This is a genomic window from Bradyrhizobium sp. 604_D8_N2_3 (genome assembly GCF_051810765.1).
In the GTDB taxonomy this organism is placed as follows: Bacteria; Pseudomonadota; Alphaproteobacteria; order Rhizobiales; family Xanthobacteraceae; genus Bradyrhizobium; species Bradyrhizobium barranii.
Genome location: NZ_JBPWPM010000001.1, coordinates 4142498 through 4156013, shown reverse-complemented (window position 1 = coordinate 4156013; position 13516 = coordinate 4142498). Strand labels below are relative to the sequence as shown.

Below are 13516 nucleotides of genomic sequence, written 5' to 3'. Positions count from 1 at the left end.
CCTGAGGTCGAGCGTGAACGCTTTGACAAATCCTATCGACCTGCATTTTATAGGATTCAAGTCTGAGATAATGCACCATAGATGTGCGAAAATGCTGGATCAAGGTAGCATCGACTGGGACGACTTCCGCTTCGTGCTGGCCATCGTGCGGGGCGGCTCGGTTTCGGCTGCGGCTAAACAGCTCGGAGTGGACCACGCCACCGTGATCCGCCGTGTCGACCGGCTGGAGAGACACCTCTCGGCAAAGCTGTTTGACCGGCGCAAGACCGGCTATCTCCTCACCGAGGCCGGCCAGCGCGTCGCCGACAGCGCGGAAGCCATGGAATCGACCATCGTCGCCAACCAGGAGCAGGTCGGCGGCTCGGTGGCGCGGCTGACCGGCACGGTGCGGATCGGCGCGCCCGACGGGTTCGGCACCGCCTTCCTGGCGCCGCGGCTGGCGCCGTTCGCCGACCGCTATCCCGACCTCGATCTGCAACTTGTGGCCACCGCGCGGCTGTTCAGTCTCTCCAAGCGCGAGGCCGATATCGCGATCAGCCTGACCATGCCGAAGGAAGGCCGCATCGTCGGCCGCAAGCTCCTGGACTACCGCCTCGGGCTTTATGCGGCGCCGGCCTATCTCGACCGTTTCCCGAAGATCACCTCGCGGCAGGACCTGCCGCAGCATCGCTTCGTCGGCTATATCGAGGAGCTCCTGTTCACGCCCGAGCTCGATTACCTCCCGCAGGTATCGCCGCGGATTTCGGCGCGCTTCCGCAGCGCCAATCTGATCGCGCAGCTCAATTCGACGCTCGCGGGCTTCGGCATCGCCGTGCTCCCGCATTTCATGGCGAGTGATTATCCGCAGCTGGTGGCCGTGCTGCCGGAGGAGATATCGATCACGCGGACGTTCTGGATGCTGATGCACGCGGACAGCAAGGATCTCGCGCGGATACGCGCGGTGGCCGATTACATCGGCGAGATCGTGGAGCGCGAGCGGGCGTTGTTTGCGGGGCGAACTTCGTAGGGTGGGCAAAGCGAAAGCGTGCCCACCATGTCTCTTGCAGGCGTAGAGATGGTGGGCACGGCGCTGGAGCGCCTTTGCCCACCCTACCGCAGCTCAGTTCTGCTTCGCCTTCTTCGCCGCCGTCACCTTCGGCTCGCGCTTTGCGCCATCGAGCGCGCTGTCCTTGCCGGCCTTCAGCACCTCGTCCGACAGTTCGCTGGAGCCGGCAATGCGCGCCAGCAGCATGGTGCCGGCCATCGTGGCCAGCGTCGCGATCGCCTGCTTGCGCGCGGCCTTGCGCGGCAGGTTGGGGATGAAATCGGTCATCATCTCGACCATCTCGTCGAGCTTTCCGGCAAAGGCCTTGCGCGTCTTCGGGCTCTCGCGGGCGATCTCGGCGCCGAGCGCGGGAATCGAGCAGCCGTGGCCGGGATTATCCCGATGCAGCGCCGAAAGATAGGTCTCGACGATCTGGGTCAGTTGCTTTTCGGGCGCGACCTGATCGGACTGCTTGCGCCAGTGCTCCATCGAGCGGTCCATGGCGTAGGCAAAGGCCTCGATCACCAGCGCCTCGCGCGAGTCGAAATGCGCGTAGAAGCCGCCATGGGTCAGGCCCGCCTCCTTCATGAGGTCGGCGACGCCGATGCCGTGAGCGCCTTTTTCGCGCAGCCGCACGGAGGCCTTCTTCACGATTCGGTCGTGGGTTTCCTGCTTGTGTTCCCGGGAATAGCGCATGCGGGTCTCATTGAATGTCGGAGATCATCTCATAACACAGAAATGGACCAGGCGGTGCATTAATTCATGTTAAGTTGTCGCGCCGATCATGGAAAAGGTTGCAGTTGCATGGACTGCGAGCGCGCCCTTGCCGTCGCGCACGAAACCTTCCGTGTAGCTGGTCTGGCGTCCCAGCTTGATGATCTTGCCTTCGGCCGAGATCAGCCCGGAACGGACCGACAGCGGGCGCAGGAAGGTCATTTTCAGGTCGAGCGTCACGGACGATTGCCCGGGCTCCAGCCGCGTCGAGATGGCGCAGCCCATGGCGGTATCGATCAGCGCCGCGGCGGTCGCGCCGTGCAGGAGGCCGATGGTATTTTCGAGATCCTCACGCGGCTCCAGTTCCATCACGATCCGGCCCGGCTCGACCACGGCCATGGTGAAACCGATCAATTTTGCGAAGGGCGGCGGCGGCAACCGGCCGTCGCGGATTCCCAGCATCGCGTCCATGCCTGAAAGCCCCATCGCTGCTTTTGCAACCGGCGCAGGCACCTGCCAGTCCACCACGCGCTCACGCCGCTGCGCGGGCGAAAACAGGTCGAGTTGATCGTTATAGGTCATGGCGGCCTCTTTGTATGATGTATGTCATACTATGTCACGAACTTCGCCATGGCAACTCCGCCCCCCCCCACCCGCTTGACAAGCAGGCCGTTTCGGCACCGAAGTGATCCCGACCCGCGCGCCTCGCGCATGTCCACGAAACTCCGAGATGCCCCGATGGAAATGCTCAACAATCACTGCGGCGTGACGCGCGATGCGCGCGGCGTCGTTCATGCCGCGATCTGCAACGCCGGCTCGCTGAACATTCTGGGCTCGCCCGTCACCGATGCCGTGCGCGAAGGCCTGCAGACCCTCGCGACTGACCGCAGCATCCGCGTCGTGGTGCTGCGCGGCCAGAGCGAGAAGAGCATGATCGGCGGCGCCGACATCAAGGAGATGGCCAAGCTCGACCAGAAGTCAGCCGAAGCCTTCATCAGCCGCCTGCGCGATCTCTGCGAAGCCGTGCGCCAATTCCCAGCCCCCGTGATCGCGCGAATGCCGGGCTGGTGCCTCGGCGGCGGCCTCGAAGTCGCCGCCGCCTGCGATTTCAGAATCGCTGCACACGATGCGCATTTCGGCATGCCGGAGGTCCGCGTCGGCATCCCCTCGGTGATCCACGCCGCCCTGCTTCCGCGCCTGATCGGCTGGGCCCGCGCCCGCTGGCTGGTGATGACGGCGGAGAACATCGACGCGCCGACGGCGCTGGCCTGGGGACTGATCGACAAGGTCGCACCGGAGGGTGGATTGGATGCCGAGGTCGAACACGTCGTGAAGGCGCTGCTCGAATGCGGCCCGGAGGCGCTGCGGTCGCAAAAGGCGCTGCTGCGGCAATGGGAGGAATTACCGCTGACGGAGTCGGTAAATCTCAGCGTCAAGGTGTTCGGCGAGTCGTTCCTGACAGACGAGCCGACGCGGCTGATGCAGGCGTTCGTGAACAGAAAGCGGTAGACTGCGACCGCAGTACTGAAGAGGCTCTCTCCAAGCCAGAGGTGTCATGCCCCGGCTTGACCGGGGCATCCAGTACGCCGCGGCTGATCGGTTCGATCACCACCGCCTCTGGAATACTGGATCGCCCGATCAAGTCGGGCGATGACAGTGTCGTGCGGAGCGGTCACCACGCCAAAGCCCGCGACACTCACGTCCCCTCCTCCAGTCGAACGACCAAATCTCATCCGACCCACGACAATTTCTCATGCCGGTCGCGGTTGCATTTTTTGCGCCGCATCATATGATGACCATAATCTTTTTCCGTCATCGCTGGGAGTTTCATCATGGCCGAAGCCGCCGATCCCGTCGTCATCGTCTCCGCCGCCCGCACCCCGCTCGGCCGCTTCATGGGCGAACTGTCGCCGCTGGCGGCGCACAAGCTCGGATCCCACGTCATCGGCGCGGCACTGGAGCGCGCCAGGCTCGCGCCCGAGAAAATCGACGAGGTCTTCATGGGCTGTGTGCTGCCGGCCGGACAAGGCCAGGCGCCGGCTCGCCAGGCGGCGCGCGCGGCCGGCCTGCCCGATGCCACGGGCGCGACCACGGTCAACAAGGTCTGCGGCTCCGGCATGAAGGCGACCATGCTGGCGCACGACATCATCCGCGCCGGCTCGGCCGAGATCGTCGTCTCTGGCGGCATGGAGAGCATGAGCAACGCGCCCTATCTCCTCGCCAAGGCGCGCGGCGGCTACCGCGTCGGTCATGATCGCATCATCGACCACATGATGATGGACGGGCTGGAGGATGCCTACGAGACCGGCCGCTCCATGGGCGATTTCGGCGAGGCCACCGCGGAAGCCTATCAGTTCACCCGCAAGGACCAGGATGCCTACGCGATGGAGACGCTGAGCCGCGCGCGCAAGGCGGTCGAGGGCGGCGCGTTCAAGGCCGAGATCGCGCCGATCACGCTGACCGAGAAAGCAGGCCCGCGCGTGATCGCCAATGACGAGCATCCGCTGAAGGTAGATCCTGCGAAAATCCCCGGATTGAAACCGGCGTTCCGCGCCAACGGCACCATCACGCCGGCGGCCTCGTCCGCCAATGCCGACGGCGCCGCCGCTCTGGTGCTGACGAAGCGCTCGCTGGCTGATCGCAACGGCCTGCCGGCAATCGCCGAGATCAAGGGCCACGCCACCCACAGCCAGGAGCCGCAATGGTTCACGACGGCTCCGATCCCGGCGATCCGCAAGCTGCTCGACAAGGTCGGCTGGAGCGCCGGCGATGTCGATCTGTTCGAGATCAACGAGGCCTTCGCGGTGGTGGCGATGGCGGCGCAGCGCGACCTCGGCATCCCTCGCGACAAGCTCAACATCAACGGCGGCGCCTGCGCGCTCGGCCATCCCATCGGCGCCACCGGTGCGCGGCTGATCGTGACGCTGCTGCACGCGCTCGAGGCGCAAAACCTCAAGCGCGGCGTTGCGGCACTCTGCATTGGCGGCGGTGAAGCCACGGCCATCGCCGTGGAGCGTCTGACGCACTGACCTAGAAACGTCCGAAAATGAGGGAACTCTGTCATTTTCGACAGACACGTCCCGTGCCATTCTACAAGCTCGTGCAGGTGTCTCAAAGCCTGCCCATCAAACATTGAGGCCCAATGATCTCGAACTGGCTCGCGGCGACACTCGGCCGCCGCAATATCCACTACGGCTGGGTGATGGTCGGCGTGACCTTCCTCACCGCGCTGATCAGCGCCGGCACGGTCGGCGCGCCCGGCGTCTTCATCGTCCCGCTTCAGCACGAGTTCGGCTGGAGCACGGCGCAGATTTCCTCCGCGCTGTCGATCCGCTTCATCCTGTTCGGGCTGATGGCGCCGTTCGCGGCCGCCCTGCTCAACCGCTACGGCCTGCGCAACGTCACGCTGACCGCCCAGCTCATCGTCGTCTCGGCGCTGGTCCTTTCGCTCGGCATGACTGAAGTCTGGCAGCTCGTGTTGCTGTGGGGCGTCGTGATCGGCATCGGCACCGGCATGACCGCGCTGGTGCTGGGCGCTACCATAGCGACGCGCTGGTTCGCCGCTCGGCGCGGTCTCGTTGTCGGCATCATGACCGCGAGCGTCGCCACCGGCCAGCTCGTATTCCTGCCGCTGCTCGCAAGCCTGACCGAACGTTACGGCTGGCGGCTCGCGCTCGGCTTCGTCTGCATCGCGCTCGGCGTCTCCGCCGTGGCGGTTCTCCTCGCGATGCGCGACCGGCCGAGCGATGTGGGCCTGCGCCCGTTCGGCGACGAAGGCACCGAGCCCCTGCCGGCCCCGCCGGTCAGCCATGGTTCGATCACCGGCGTGGCGCTCGGCACGCTGCGCGACGCCTCGAAGTCGCGCGCGTTCTGGATCCTGTTTGCGACCTTCTTCGTCTGCGGCGCGTCGACCAACGGCCTCGTCCAGGTGCACCTGATCCCGATGTGCCTCGATTTCGGCATCCCGCAGGTGCAGGCGGCAGGCCTGCTCGCCGCGATGGGCATCTTCGACTTCTTCGGCACCATCATGTCGGGCTGGCTGTCGGACCGCTACGACAACCGCTATTTGCTGTTCTGGTACTACGGCCTGCGCGGGCTCTCGCTGATCTTCCTGCCTTTCAGCGACTTCTCGTTCTACGGGCTGTCGCTGTTCGCAATGTTCTACGGGCTCGACTGGATCGCCACGGTGCCGCCGACGGTGCGGCTCACCGCGCAGAAATTCGGACCCGAGCGCGCCAATCTGGTGTTCGGCTGGATCTTTGCCGGCCATCAGCTCGGCGCCGGCACCGCGGCGTTCGGCGCCGGTTTCTCGCGGACGGTCTATGAGAGCTACCTGCCCGCGTTCTTCATCGCCGGCGCGCTCTGCGTGTTCGCCTCGCTGATCGTGCTGGCGCTGTCGCGGCAACCGAAGGCCGAGCCGAAGCCGGCGATGGCCTAGTACCTGATCGTGGTGGTGACGCCGAACACTGCGGCGTCACCGATCCGCGACACGCCGGTCGGATCGTTCGGATTGGGGATGCCGCCGGAGGGGCGGAACACGTATTGGAAGTAAGGCGCGATCAGCCAGCCCGGCTTGATATGCGCTTCGTAGATCATCTCGATCAGCGTCTCGTTGCTGCGCACCGGACTCTGGATGCCGGTGGAAGCCTGCGTATCAATGTCAAGATTGCGCGCGGTGTTCGAAATCCGCATATAGGCCATTGCCACGCCGAAGCGATCGAGCGGACGGCCTGGCGTGAAGCCGACGAAGCCGATGCCGCCGTCCACATAAAGGTCGATCAGATTGCGGTCCGGCGGGCTGTAGGCGATGCGGCCGAACGCGGTGACGCCCGGGATCGAGGCTGACGTGGTGTTGTCCTTCACCTCCGGCGGGCGATAGAGCACCTGCTCGATGACGGCGAAGATACCGTAATTGCCGCGAAGTCTTGCAGGTACACCGCTTCCGCCGGGATCGGCGATCGAGAGCCCCTCGGCCGTAAAACGCTGGCTGTCGAACGAGCCGTAATGCTTCCAGGCGCCCGGCGTGAAATTGCCGGCGAGCGGCCGGCCGCCGATATCGATGTCGTAGTTGAAGCGGACCTGCCCGATCACCCACGGCGGATCGTTGACGCGGAACGCCAGGCCATGATGGTCGCGCAGCTGCGGATCCTGATCGCCCGGACCTGACGGATCGCCGTTGAACACCGCACCGAACGCGGTGATGTTGTCGGTCAGCGCCGCCTTGATGCGGATACCGGGCGCAGCGATCGGCGGTGCCGGGCCGCCGGCCGGAAGGTTGCTCGCCTTGATCGCGGGCCAGCCGAAGGTGCCGTTGATGAAGAGGTCGTCGGTCTGGCTGTCGAAAAACTCGACGTCGGCGGCCTGCTGGCCGGCCCTGATGTTCAGGCGATCGCCAAAGAAGCTCTGCTCGAAATAGGCGTTGTAGAGCCGCTGGTCCGGCAATGCCTCGATCTCGCTGATGGTGGCGAGATTCATTACGTAGTTGCGGCTCAGTCCCTGCCCGTAGATCACGAACGCATTGGCGTAGAAGCGGCCGCCGGTCCAGCCGACGAGCTTGTCGAGATCGGCATCGACCGAGAGATCGAGGCGCCCGAAATGGATGGCGCCACGCTTCACGCCGCCGGAGACGTTAGTGATGTTGTCGGCGATATAGGTGGCGCCGAAATTCAGGCCTTTGTTGGCGAGTCCGTCATGCCATTCGTTGAACCATTTTGGCGCCAGCCATTCGGCCGCGCTTTCGTCCTTGGCGCCGGCGAACGCGCCGGTGCTCGCCACCGTTGAGGCCAGCACGATCGCGGCCGCATTTCGCAGCGGAAATCTGTGGGACGTCCCGATCACGGCTGATACCGGCTGCGTACGCTACCTGAAGATGCCCGTGCGCCGCATGAACAGATAGGCCGCCCCCACCGACGAGGCCATCAGGAGCGCCGCCCAGAGAAATCCGCTCTCGACGTCGGTGAGCGGCAGGCCCTTGGTGTTCATGCCGAAGATGCCGGTGATCAGGGTCGGCGGCAGCAGCAGCGAGGTCACGATGGAGAGCGTGTGGAGGTGGTGGTTGCTCTCCTCCTCGTTCTTGAAGCGCAGCTCCTCCTCGAGCAGGCGGCTGCGTTCGCGGAGCTCGACGATATCGTGATCGAGCCCGTCCAGCCGCTGCGCCAGCTTGCCGGCGTGAATGCGCAAGGCCGGCGCGAGATGATCGGTGTTCTTCTGATCGAGGCGGTGGAACAGCACGCGCAGGCCGGTGAGCTGGCGATGCAACCTGACGCAGGTCCGGCGCAGCCGGCCGAGATTGCGGCGCATCTCCGGCTTGGCGTCGTCGGCCAAAATCCGTTCCTCGATGTCGTCGATCTCCTGGCCGAGCTTGTCCGCCATCCGGTCCAGCGTGTCGGCGACCTCGTCGACGATCTTTTCCAGGAGATGGGCGACGTTGTCGACGCGGTAGCCGCCTTCGAGCACGCGGCGCGTCGCATCGGCCGAGCACAGCGCCTGATGCCGGCCGCTGACGAGAAGATGCTCGGTCATGGCGAAACGCAGGAACGCAGTCTCTTCCGTCGCACTGTCGATGTCGCGCACGAGATCGGAGAAGACACCGTAGACGCAATGGTCGATGACGTGAAGCTGCTGGAAAGTGTCGTTGGACAGCAGGAGGTCGCGCGCCAGCGGCGGCAGCTGTGACGCCGCGATCCAGGGCCGCGCGCGCGCATCGGTCAGATTGAAATGCAGCCAGAGCCGGCCGTCATGGCTGAACTCGATCGGCTGGTCGATCGGCAGCGCCTCGGCGCTGCCGTCGCCGTGCAGCCGGAACGCCCAGACCAGGCCGGGAATGGCGGGCACGGAATCCGATATCGCGCTGACAAGCTTCGCCGGCTCAGCCATGGCCAACCCCAACCGTCAACAAATGCCCCGTTTCCGGAAGATGGCTGACGGCATCCTCCGGACCTCTCGCGGGTACTCAATTACGGCTTTGTTACAGTTTGATGATGGTGCCGCCCTACTCCGCGGCCAGCCCCGTCGCGGCCATCGCCTCGGCCTCCTTGACGTAGTCGTGCACGACGCGGCCGAACGGCAGCGTGAGATCGGCGATGTAGTGGTGCGCGCCCAGGCAGCGGCGAACCGGGAAATCCGCGACCGGCGCGTTGACATGCGGCACCAGATGCAGCCGGCCGGGCCCCATCCAGGAGCCCTTCGGCACGATGTCGATGAGGTTGATCGCGACGAGCTGACAGACTTCGAGACGGCCGTCGACGCCCGGGATCATCTTCAGATTGATCTGCGTCTTCGACAGCGTCGCACGGGTGCGATCGCCGTTGCCGGCCATGCTCTCGTGCTTGTAGCCCATCGTGCCCATGGCGACGAGCTGGCCGGCATATTCCAGCGTACCCGTCAGCGTGTCCTTGACGATCTCGAGTTTCGGATGGGCGTATTTCTTGGGAAAGCCCCAGATCTCGCGGCCCGCCGCGATCGGCGGATCATCATCCAGATACATCTGCGAGACGAAATTGACCTCCTCGCCGTTGAGGCGCGCCGGAATGACGAGGCCGGATTCGGTGTAGCTGCCGAAGCCGGAGGAGTCCGGCATCTTGATCCATTCGTAATGCACGATCGGCTGGTCGATCGGCTCCAGCGGCTCAGGCAGGCCGGCGCGGATCAGCTCCGGATCGGTCTCGTAGGTGATGACGAGGAATTCGCGGTTGACGAAGCGATAGGGCCCGGCCGGATAGCTCGGCCCCGCCGCCGGCATGGACGGAAGTCTCAGCACGTCTTCCCTGCGCATCGCTGGTCTCCTGTGTGATGTCTGTGATGTCGGCCCGGCGGCTAAAGGCAAGATGCAAATTGCTAGCCGCCGTCATTGACTGCGATGTGAAGCTTTTCCGTCAGCCGCACGACCTCCCGCCATTCCCGCTGCGGTCGGCCTGCATGCAGACGATGCATCGGCGCTGAAATTGTCATCACGCCGTCACTGCCGGACGCAATCGTTTGGTCCACGCTAGGAGGCACCCATGGACGCCCGCACGTCGCAACCGGCTCATCAGACGCATCAGCCTCCCGCACGGGGCTGGCGCCCCGAACGCTGCGACCGCGTCGCGCTGGTGCTGCAAGGTGGCGGCGCGCTCGGCGCCTACCAGGCCGGCGTCTACCAGGCGCTGCACGAAGCCGGCATCGAGCCCGACTGGGTCTGCGGTGTCTCGATCGGTGCAATCAATTCCGCCATCATCGCCGGCAACAAGCCGGAGAAGCGGCTGGAGGCGCTGCGCATCTTCTGGGAGCGCATCACCAATCGCAAGATCTGGCATTACACGCCCGACGGCGACATCTTCCGCCAGTGGCGCAATCTCACCAGTGCGTGGATGACGTCGGCGATGGGCCAGCCCGGCTTCTTCACCCCGCACCAGGTCAATCCCTGGTTCAGCCCGGTCGGCGCGCGCACCGCCACCAGCTATTACGACACGATGCCGCTGAAGGAGAGCCTGCTGGAGCTCGTCGACTTCGACCTCATCAACGAGAAGAAGGTCCGCTTTGCGGTCGGCGCGGTCAACGTGCTCTCGGGCAACTTCATCTATTTCGACAACTCCCATGACGAGATCGAGCCGGAGCACATCATGGCCTCCGGCGCCCTGCCCCCGGCGCTGCCGATGGTGCGGATCGGCACCGATCATTTCTGGGACGGCGGCATCGTCTCCAACACGCCGCTCCAGCATCTGCTCGACCAGGAGGATGCGCTCAACTCGCTGGTGTTCCAGGTCGACCTGTTCAGCGCACGGGGCGTGCTGCCGCGCTCGATCCAGGACGTGATGGCCCGCCACAAGGACATCATGTATTCCTCGCGCACGCGCCACAACACCGACGTCTACCGCCGCACGCACAATCTCAAGGTTCTGCTCTACAAGGCCCTGGCGAAAGTCCCGGACGAGCAACTCTCCGACGAGGATCGCCAGCTCAAGTCGAGCCTGCGCCGCATGCCGGAGATCGCGATCCTGCACCTGATCTACCAGCAGAAGGCCTATGAGGGCGACGCCAAGGACCATGAGTTCTCGGGCACCTCGATGCGCGAGCACTGGACGAGCGGCTACGAGGACACCAAGCGCACGCTGAAGCGCCGCGACTGGATCAAGATGCCGGACGAAGGCATGGGCCTCGTGGTGCACGACGTGCACCGGGAGACGGAGAGCGCGTAAAGCACCCCGCGCGGGCTGCTCCAAACAAAAACTGCGAAAACAACCCCATGCACAGTAGCCGGCGCGTGGCGGATCAATGACTTACGTTTTGCCGAAGTAAACTTGACTCGTCGGGCAAAACAGGAGCATGATGGCATCATTGCAAAATCGCACGATGCATCCGCTCCAGGCCGATCGCGCCACATGGTCAGACTACGCCGCATCCCCTAAATTGCGCGCGGAATGACGTTGGGAGGCTGGCTTGCGCGCCATCAGCGAAGCCGCTTACTTCTTCGGCAGCGACAGATTATTCCCTCCGCAGGAGCCTTCGGGGCGAGCTTGCGGAGCGAAGCGGCGTGCTTCGCCCGATCTGCTCCAGTCGTTGCTTGAAACGCCAGAACGGTCGTCGCGTCAGGTTGCCGTTCGCGTCGGCCGGATTGTTATGAAGTTCTAACCGCAAGACGATCAAGCAAATCGCAGGAGACACCATGTCCAAAGGAAAAGTGCTCGTTGTCGGCTCCAATGCCACCCGTATCGAGATCCAGGGCGGCGGCACCGGACCGACCGGCCAATACCTCAATGAAACCGTCGTGCCGGCGATGGCCGTGATCGATGCCGGCTACGAGGTGGTGCTGGCGACGCCGAACGGCAAGCAACCGTACATCGATCCGGCCTCCGATCATGCGGCCCATTTCGGCGGCGACGAGAAGGCCTACCGGCGGGGACGCGACTTCTTCGACAAGGACCCGGCAATGACCAACGTCCATACGTTGCGCGCGATCGTGGACGGAGGACTGGATCAATACGCCGCCGTTTTTGTCCCCGGCGGGCAGGGCCCGGTCGTCGACCTCATGCAGGATCCCGAGCTCGGCAAGATTCTGCGATATTTCCACGAACGGAAGAAGATCACGGCGCTGCTCTGCCACGGACCGATCGCAACTCTGGCCGCCCTGCCCGACGCCAAGGCCTATCGCGCCGCCCTGATCGCCGGCGACAAGGCCAAGGTCGCGGAGCTGGGCAAGGGCTGGCAATATGCGGGATACAAGATGACGGTGTTCACCGCCTCGGAAGAGATACCGATCGAGGAGCAGTTCCTGCACGGCAAGATCTACTTCACCATGCCGGACGCGCTGGGAGCTGCGGGTGCCGAGGTCAGCCGAAGCGCCGTCGACTTCGAGCCTTACGTCGTCGAGGACCGCGAGCTGATCACCGGCCAGAATCCGCGGTCCGACCATCCCATCGCGGCAAAGCTGATCGCAGCGCTCGACCGCGCCACTGTGGCGGCGTAAGCGTTTACTCCAATGTCATCCGGCCCGGTGCGCAATTGCGCACAGGGGCCGGGAGGAAGTCGGGACGGAAGCGTGCCTCAGCGGCATCCGGCTTCTTTCGGACTGCGTTCCGTGAAACTAACAGGTCTTCTGCTGCAAGTGCTGCACGCAGGTGCAGGTCTTCGCCGCCGGATATTTCACGTCGTAATAGGGAAAACTCGACGTGGCGGGGGTGTTCGTCGAGCAGCGGGGGAACAGGTAATAGCTGTCGGACAGCTTCACCGTGCCGGCGATCGTGAAGCCGAGGTTGGGCGCGTAGTCGTAGGACACCTCGCTCAGAATGAGCGAGATGTTGGCATTGCTGGTGCCGCCCGGCGCGGTAAAGGACGACAAGGTCATCTGCTGACCGGCGGCCCTCGCCCCCGACGTACTGGTCGACTTGCTCCATTGCACCGTCGCGTTGCCATTGCTGTCGGTCGAGACCTCGGAGACCGTGATCGTCATCAGCGAGGTGCTGCCGTTCTTGATGGGATAGGGAGCCATGATGGAGCTCGCCGCAGCGAGAATGCCGTCCATCTGGATCGACGTGACGGCCGTGTTCTGCGAGATCATGTCGGCAACGCTGTGCGCGGTCGCGCTGACCTTGACGTTCATGGCGAGCCCGTTCCCGAGCTCGACGCCGCCGACATAGAGCACCAGCATGAACGGCGTCACGATGGCGAACTCCGTCGCTGCAACAGCGCGTACATCGGTCAACATCTGCCGAGCGCGAGACGACAGGGCGGAGATCATCAGGTAGCTCCTGGCTCGTTCTGGAACGCGGCGGACGACATGAGCAGCCGGTTGCCATTGCTAAGGTTCGAGAGATTGAAGCCGAGCGGCCCGAGCACGACCGGCCAGACATACATGACGCGGAGAACGACGATATCGCCGGAATCGCCCGGATTGTATTGCCAGCTGTTGGTCACATTGCCCGAGCCGTCGAAGGTCAGCGTGGGCGTCGCCGTGTTCGCGGAAGACCAGGACGTTGCGACCTGCATGTCGACCATCAGACCGCTGCAATTGAACAGGATCACGATCTGATCGCAGACCTTCTGCTTGAAAACCGCCTGGTTCATCTGCGCCGACTGAACCTGCCCCGTCATGACGAGACGCGCCGACTGGCGCACCACGGTTTCAAGCATCTGCTGGGCAAAGAAAACCAGAAACGTCTGGATGAGCGCGATGATGAGGGCGAGAAACGGCGCGGCAACGAGCGCGAATTCGACGGCCGTGGCTCCGCGGCTATCGCCGGCGAAGGCGGCCCAGCGGTTGCGGCATCTTTTCGTTGTCGTGACCTGTCGGGTCATGGCGCC

Annotated in this window: 13 protein-coding genes; 6 read left to right on the top strand and 7 right to left on the bottom strand. The window is 64.4% G+C overall.

The features are described from left to right. Positions 1 to 91 precede the first annotated feature (91 nt). Complete coding sequence (locus AB7245_RS19535) at positions 92 to 1006, top strand: LysR family transcriptional regulator (protein ID WP_439034686.1); 915 nt, start codon at positions 92 to 94, stop codon at positions 1004 to 1006. Between the two features lie 93 nt (positions 1007 to 1099). On the opposite strand, the gene AB7245_RS19530 is transcribed toward AB7245_RS19535, so the two are convergent. Together AB7245_RS19530 and AB7245_RS19525 are read right to left on the bottom strand one after the other, a co-directional pair. After that, positions 1100 to 1720 carry a TetR/AcrR family transcriptional regulator gene (locus AB7245_RS19530; RefSeq protein ID WP_028153393.1) on the bottom strand — a complete coding sequence of 207 codons (621 nt, stop codon included), beginning with the start codon at positions 1718 to 1720 and terminating at the stop codon, positions 1100 to 1102. Between the two features lie 69 nt (positions 1721 to 1789). Further along, complete coding sequence (locus tag AB7245_RS19525; RefSeq protein WP_439034685.1) at positions 1790 to 2320, bottom strand: PaaI family thioesterase; 531 nt, start codon at positions 2318 to 2320, stop codon at positions 1790 to 1792. A gap of 156 nt (positions 2321 to 2476) precedes the next feature. Between AB7245_RS19525 and AB7245_RS19520 the strand changes: the two genes are divergently transcribed. The 3 genes from AB7245_RS19520 (at position 2477) to AB7245_RS19510 (ending at position 6176) form a co-directional block, all read left to right on the top strand. Then, on the top strand, positions 2477 to 3247 hold the full coding sequence (locus AB7245_RS19520) for an enoyl-CoA hydratase (RefSeq protein WP_439034684.1): 771 nt from the start codon (positions 2477 to 2479) through the stop codon (positions 3245 to 3247). A gap of 323 nt (positions 3248 to 3570) precedes the next feature. Further along, a complete protein-coding gene (locus AB7245_RS19515) occupies positions 3571 to 4767 on the top strand; it encodes an acetyl-CoA C-acyltransferase (protein WP_439034683.1) in 1197 nt (398 codons plus the stop codon). 113 nt (positions 4768 to 4880) lie between these two features. Then, complete coding sequence (locus tag AB7245_RS19510; protein WP_439034682.1) at positions 4881 to 6176, top strand: MFS transporter; 1296 nt, start codon at positions 4881 to 4883, stop codon at positions 6174 to 6176. Here the strand turns inward: AB7245_RS19510 and AB7245_RS19505 are convergent. The 3 genes from AB7245_RS19505 to AB7245_RS19495 form a co-directional block, all read right to left on the bottom strand. Then, complete coding sequence (locus AB7245_RS19505) at positions 6173 to 7576, bottom strand: carbohydrate porin (protein ID WP_439034681.1); 1404 nt, start codon at positions 7574 to 7576, stop codon at positions 6173 to 6175. The genes AB7245_RS19510 and AB7245_RS19505 overlap by 4 nt on opposite strands. 21 nt (positions 7577 to 7597) lie before the next feature. Then, positions 7598 to 8614: a transporter gene (locus AB7245_RS19500; RefSeq protein WP_028157684.1), complete on the bottom strand. Its 1017-nt coding sequence runs from the start codon at positions 8612 to 8614 to the stop codon at positions 7598 to 7600. Positions 8615 to 8729: 115 nt separating this feature from the next. Further along, positions 8730 to 9512 (bottom strand): acetoacetate decarboxylase, encoded by a 783-nt coding sequence (locus tag AB7245_RS19495; protein ID WP_063983825.1) that lies wholly within the window; start codon positions 9510 to 9512, stop codon positions 8730 to 8732. Positions 9513 to 9738: 226 nt separating this feature from the next. On the opposite strand from AB7245_RS19495, the gene AB7245_RS19490 reads away from it, so the two are divergent. Both AB7245_RS19490 and AB7245_RS19485 read left to right on the top strand, forming a co-directional pair. Beyond that, entirely contained in the window at positions 9739 to 10914 is a 1176-nt protein-coding gene (locus AB7245_RS19490; RefSeq protein WP_135214333.1) for a patatin-like phospholipase family protein, read from the top strand. A gap of 467 nt (positions 10915 to 11381) precedes the next feature. Next, positions 11382 to 12182, top strand: coding sequence for a type 1 glutamine amidotransferase domain-containing protein (locus AB7245_RS19485; RefSeq protein WP_439034680.1), 801 nt, complete (start codon positions 11382 to 11384; stop codon positions 12180 to 12182). Positions 12183 to 12299: 117 nt separating this feature from the next. Here the strand turns inward: AB7245_RS19485 and AB7245_RS19480 are convergent, their stop codons facing one another. Then, positions 12300 to 12953, bottom strand: coding sequence for a TadE/TadG family type IV pilus assembly protein (locus tag AB7245_RS19480; RefSeq protein ID WP_439034679.1), 654 nt, complete (start codon positions 12951 to 12953; stop codon positions 12300 to 12302). Further along, positions 12953 to 13510, bottom strand: coding sequence for a TadE/TadG family type IV pilus assembly protein (locus AB7245_RS19475; RefSeq protein WP_063983829.1), 558 nt, complete (start codon positions 13508 to 13510; stop codon positions 12953 to 12955). The genes AB7245_RS19480 and AB7245_RS19475 overlap by 1 nt, the downstream gene beginning before the upstream one ends. Positions 13511 to 13516 lie beyond the last annotated feature (6 nt).

What these genes read in the sequence shown, in the direction of transcription:
- AB7245_RS19535 (WP_439034686.1), top strand. Translation starts at nt 92, where the DNA reads ATGCTGGATCAAGGTAGCATCGACTGGGACGACTTCCGCTTCGTGCTG.
- AB7245_RS19530 (WP_028153393.1), bottom strand. Translation starts at nt 1,720, where the DNA reads ATGCGCTATTCCCGGGAACACAAGCAGGAAACCCACGACCGAATCGTG.
- AB7245_RS19525 (WP_439034685.1), bottom strand. Translation starts at nt 2,320, where the DNA reads ATGACCTATAACGATCAACTCGACCTGTTTTCGCCCGCGCAGCGGCGT.
- AB7245_RS19520 (WP_439034684.1), top strand. Translation starts at nt 2,477, where the DNA reads ATGGAAATGCTCAACAATCACTGCGGCGTGACGCGCGATGCGCGCGGC.
- AB7245_RS19515 (WP_439034683.1), top strand. Translation starts at nt 3,571, where the DNA reads ATGGCCGAAGCCGCCGATCCCGTCGTCATCGTCTCCGCCGCCCGCACC.
- AB7245_RS19510 (WP_439034682.1), top strand. Translation starts at nt 4,881, where the DNA reads ATGATCTCGAACTGGCTCGCGGCGACACTCGGCCGCCGCAATATCCAC.
- AB7245_RS19500 (WP_028157684.1), bottom strand. Translation starts at nt 8,614, where the DNA reads ATGGCTGAGCCGGCGAAGCTTGTCAGCGCGATATCGGATTCCGTGCCC.
- AB7245_RS19495 (WP_063983825.1), bottom strand. Translation starts at nt 9,512, where the DNA reads ATGCGCAGGGAAGACGTGCTGAGACTTCCGTCCATGCCGGCGGCGGGG.
- AB7245_RS19490 (WP_135214333.1), top strand. Translation starts at nt 9,739, where the DNA reads ATGGACGCCCGCACGTCGCAACCGGCTCATCAGACGCATCAGCCTCCC.
- AB7245_RS19485 (WP_439034680.1), top strand. Translation starts at nt 11,382, where the DNA reads ATGTCCAAAGGAAAAGTGCTCGTTGTCGGCTCCAATGCCACCCGTATC.
- AB7245_RS19480 (WP_439034679.1), bottom strand. Translation starts at nt 12,953, where the DNA reads ATGATCTCCGCCCTGTCGTCTCGCGCTCGGCAGATGTTGACCGATGTA.
- AB7245_RS19475 (WP_063983829.1), bottom strand. Translation starts at nt 13,510, where the DNA reads ATGACCCGACAGGTCACGACAACGAAAAGATGCCGCAACCGCTGGGCC.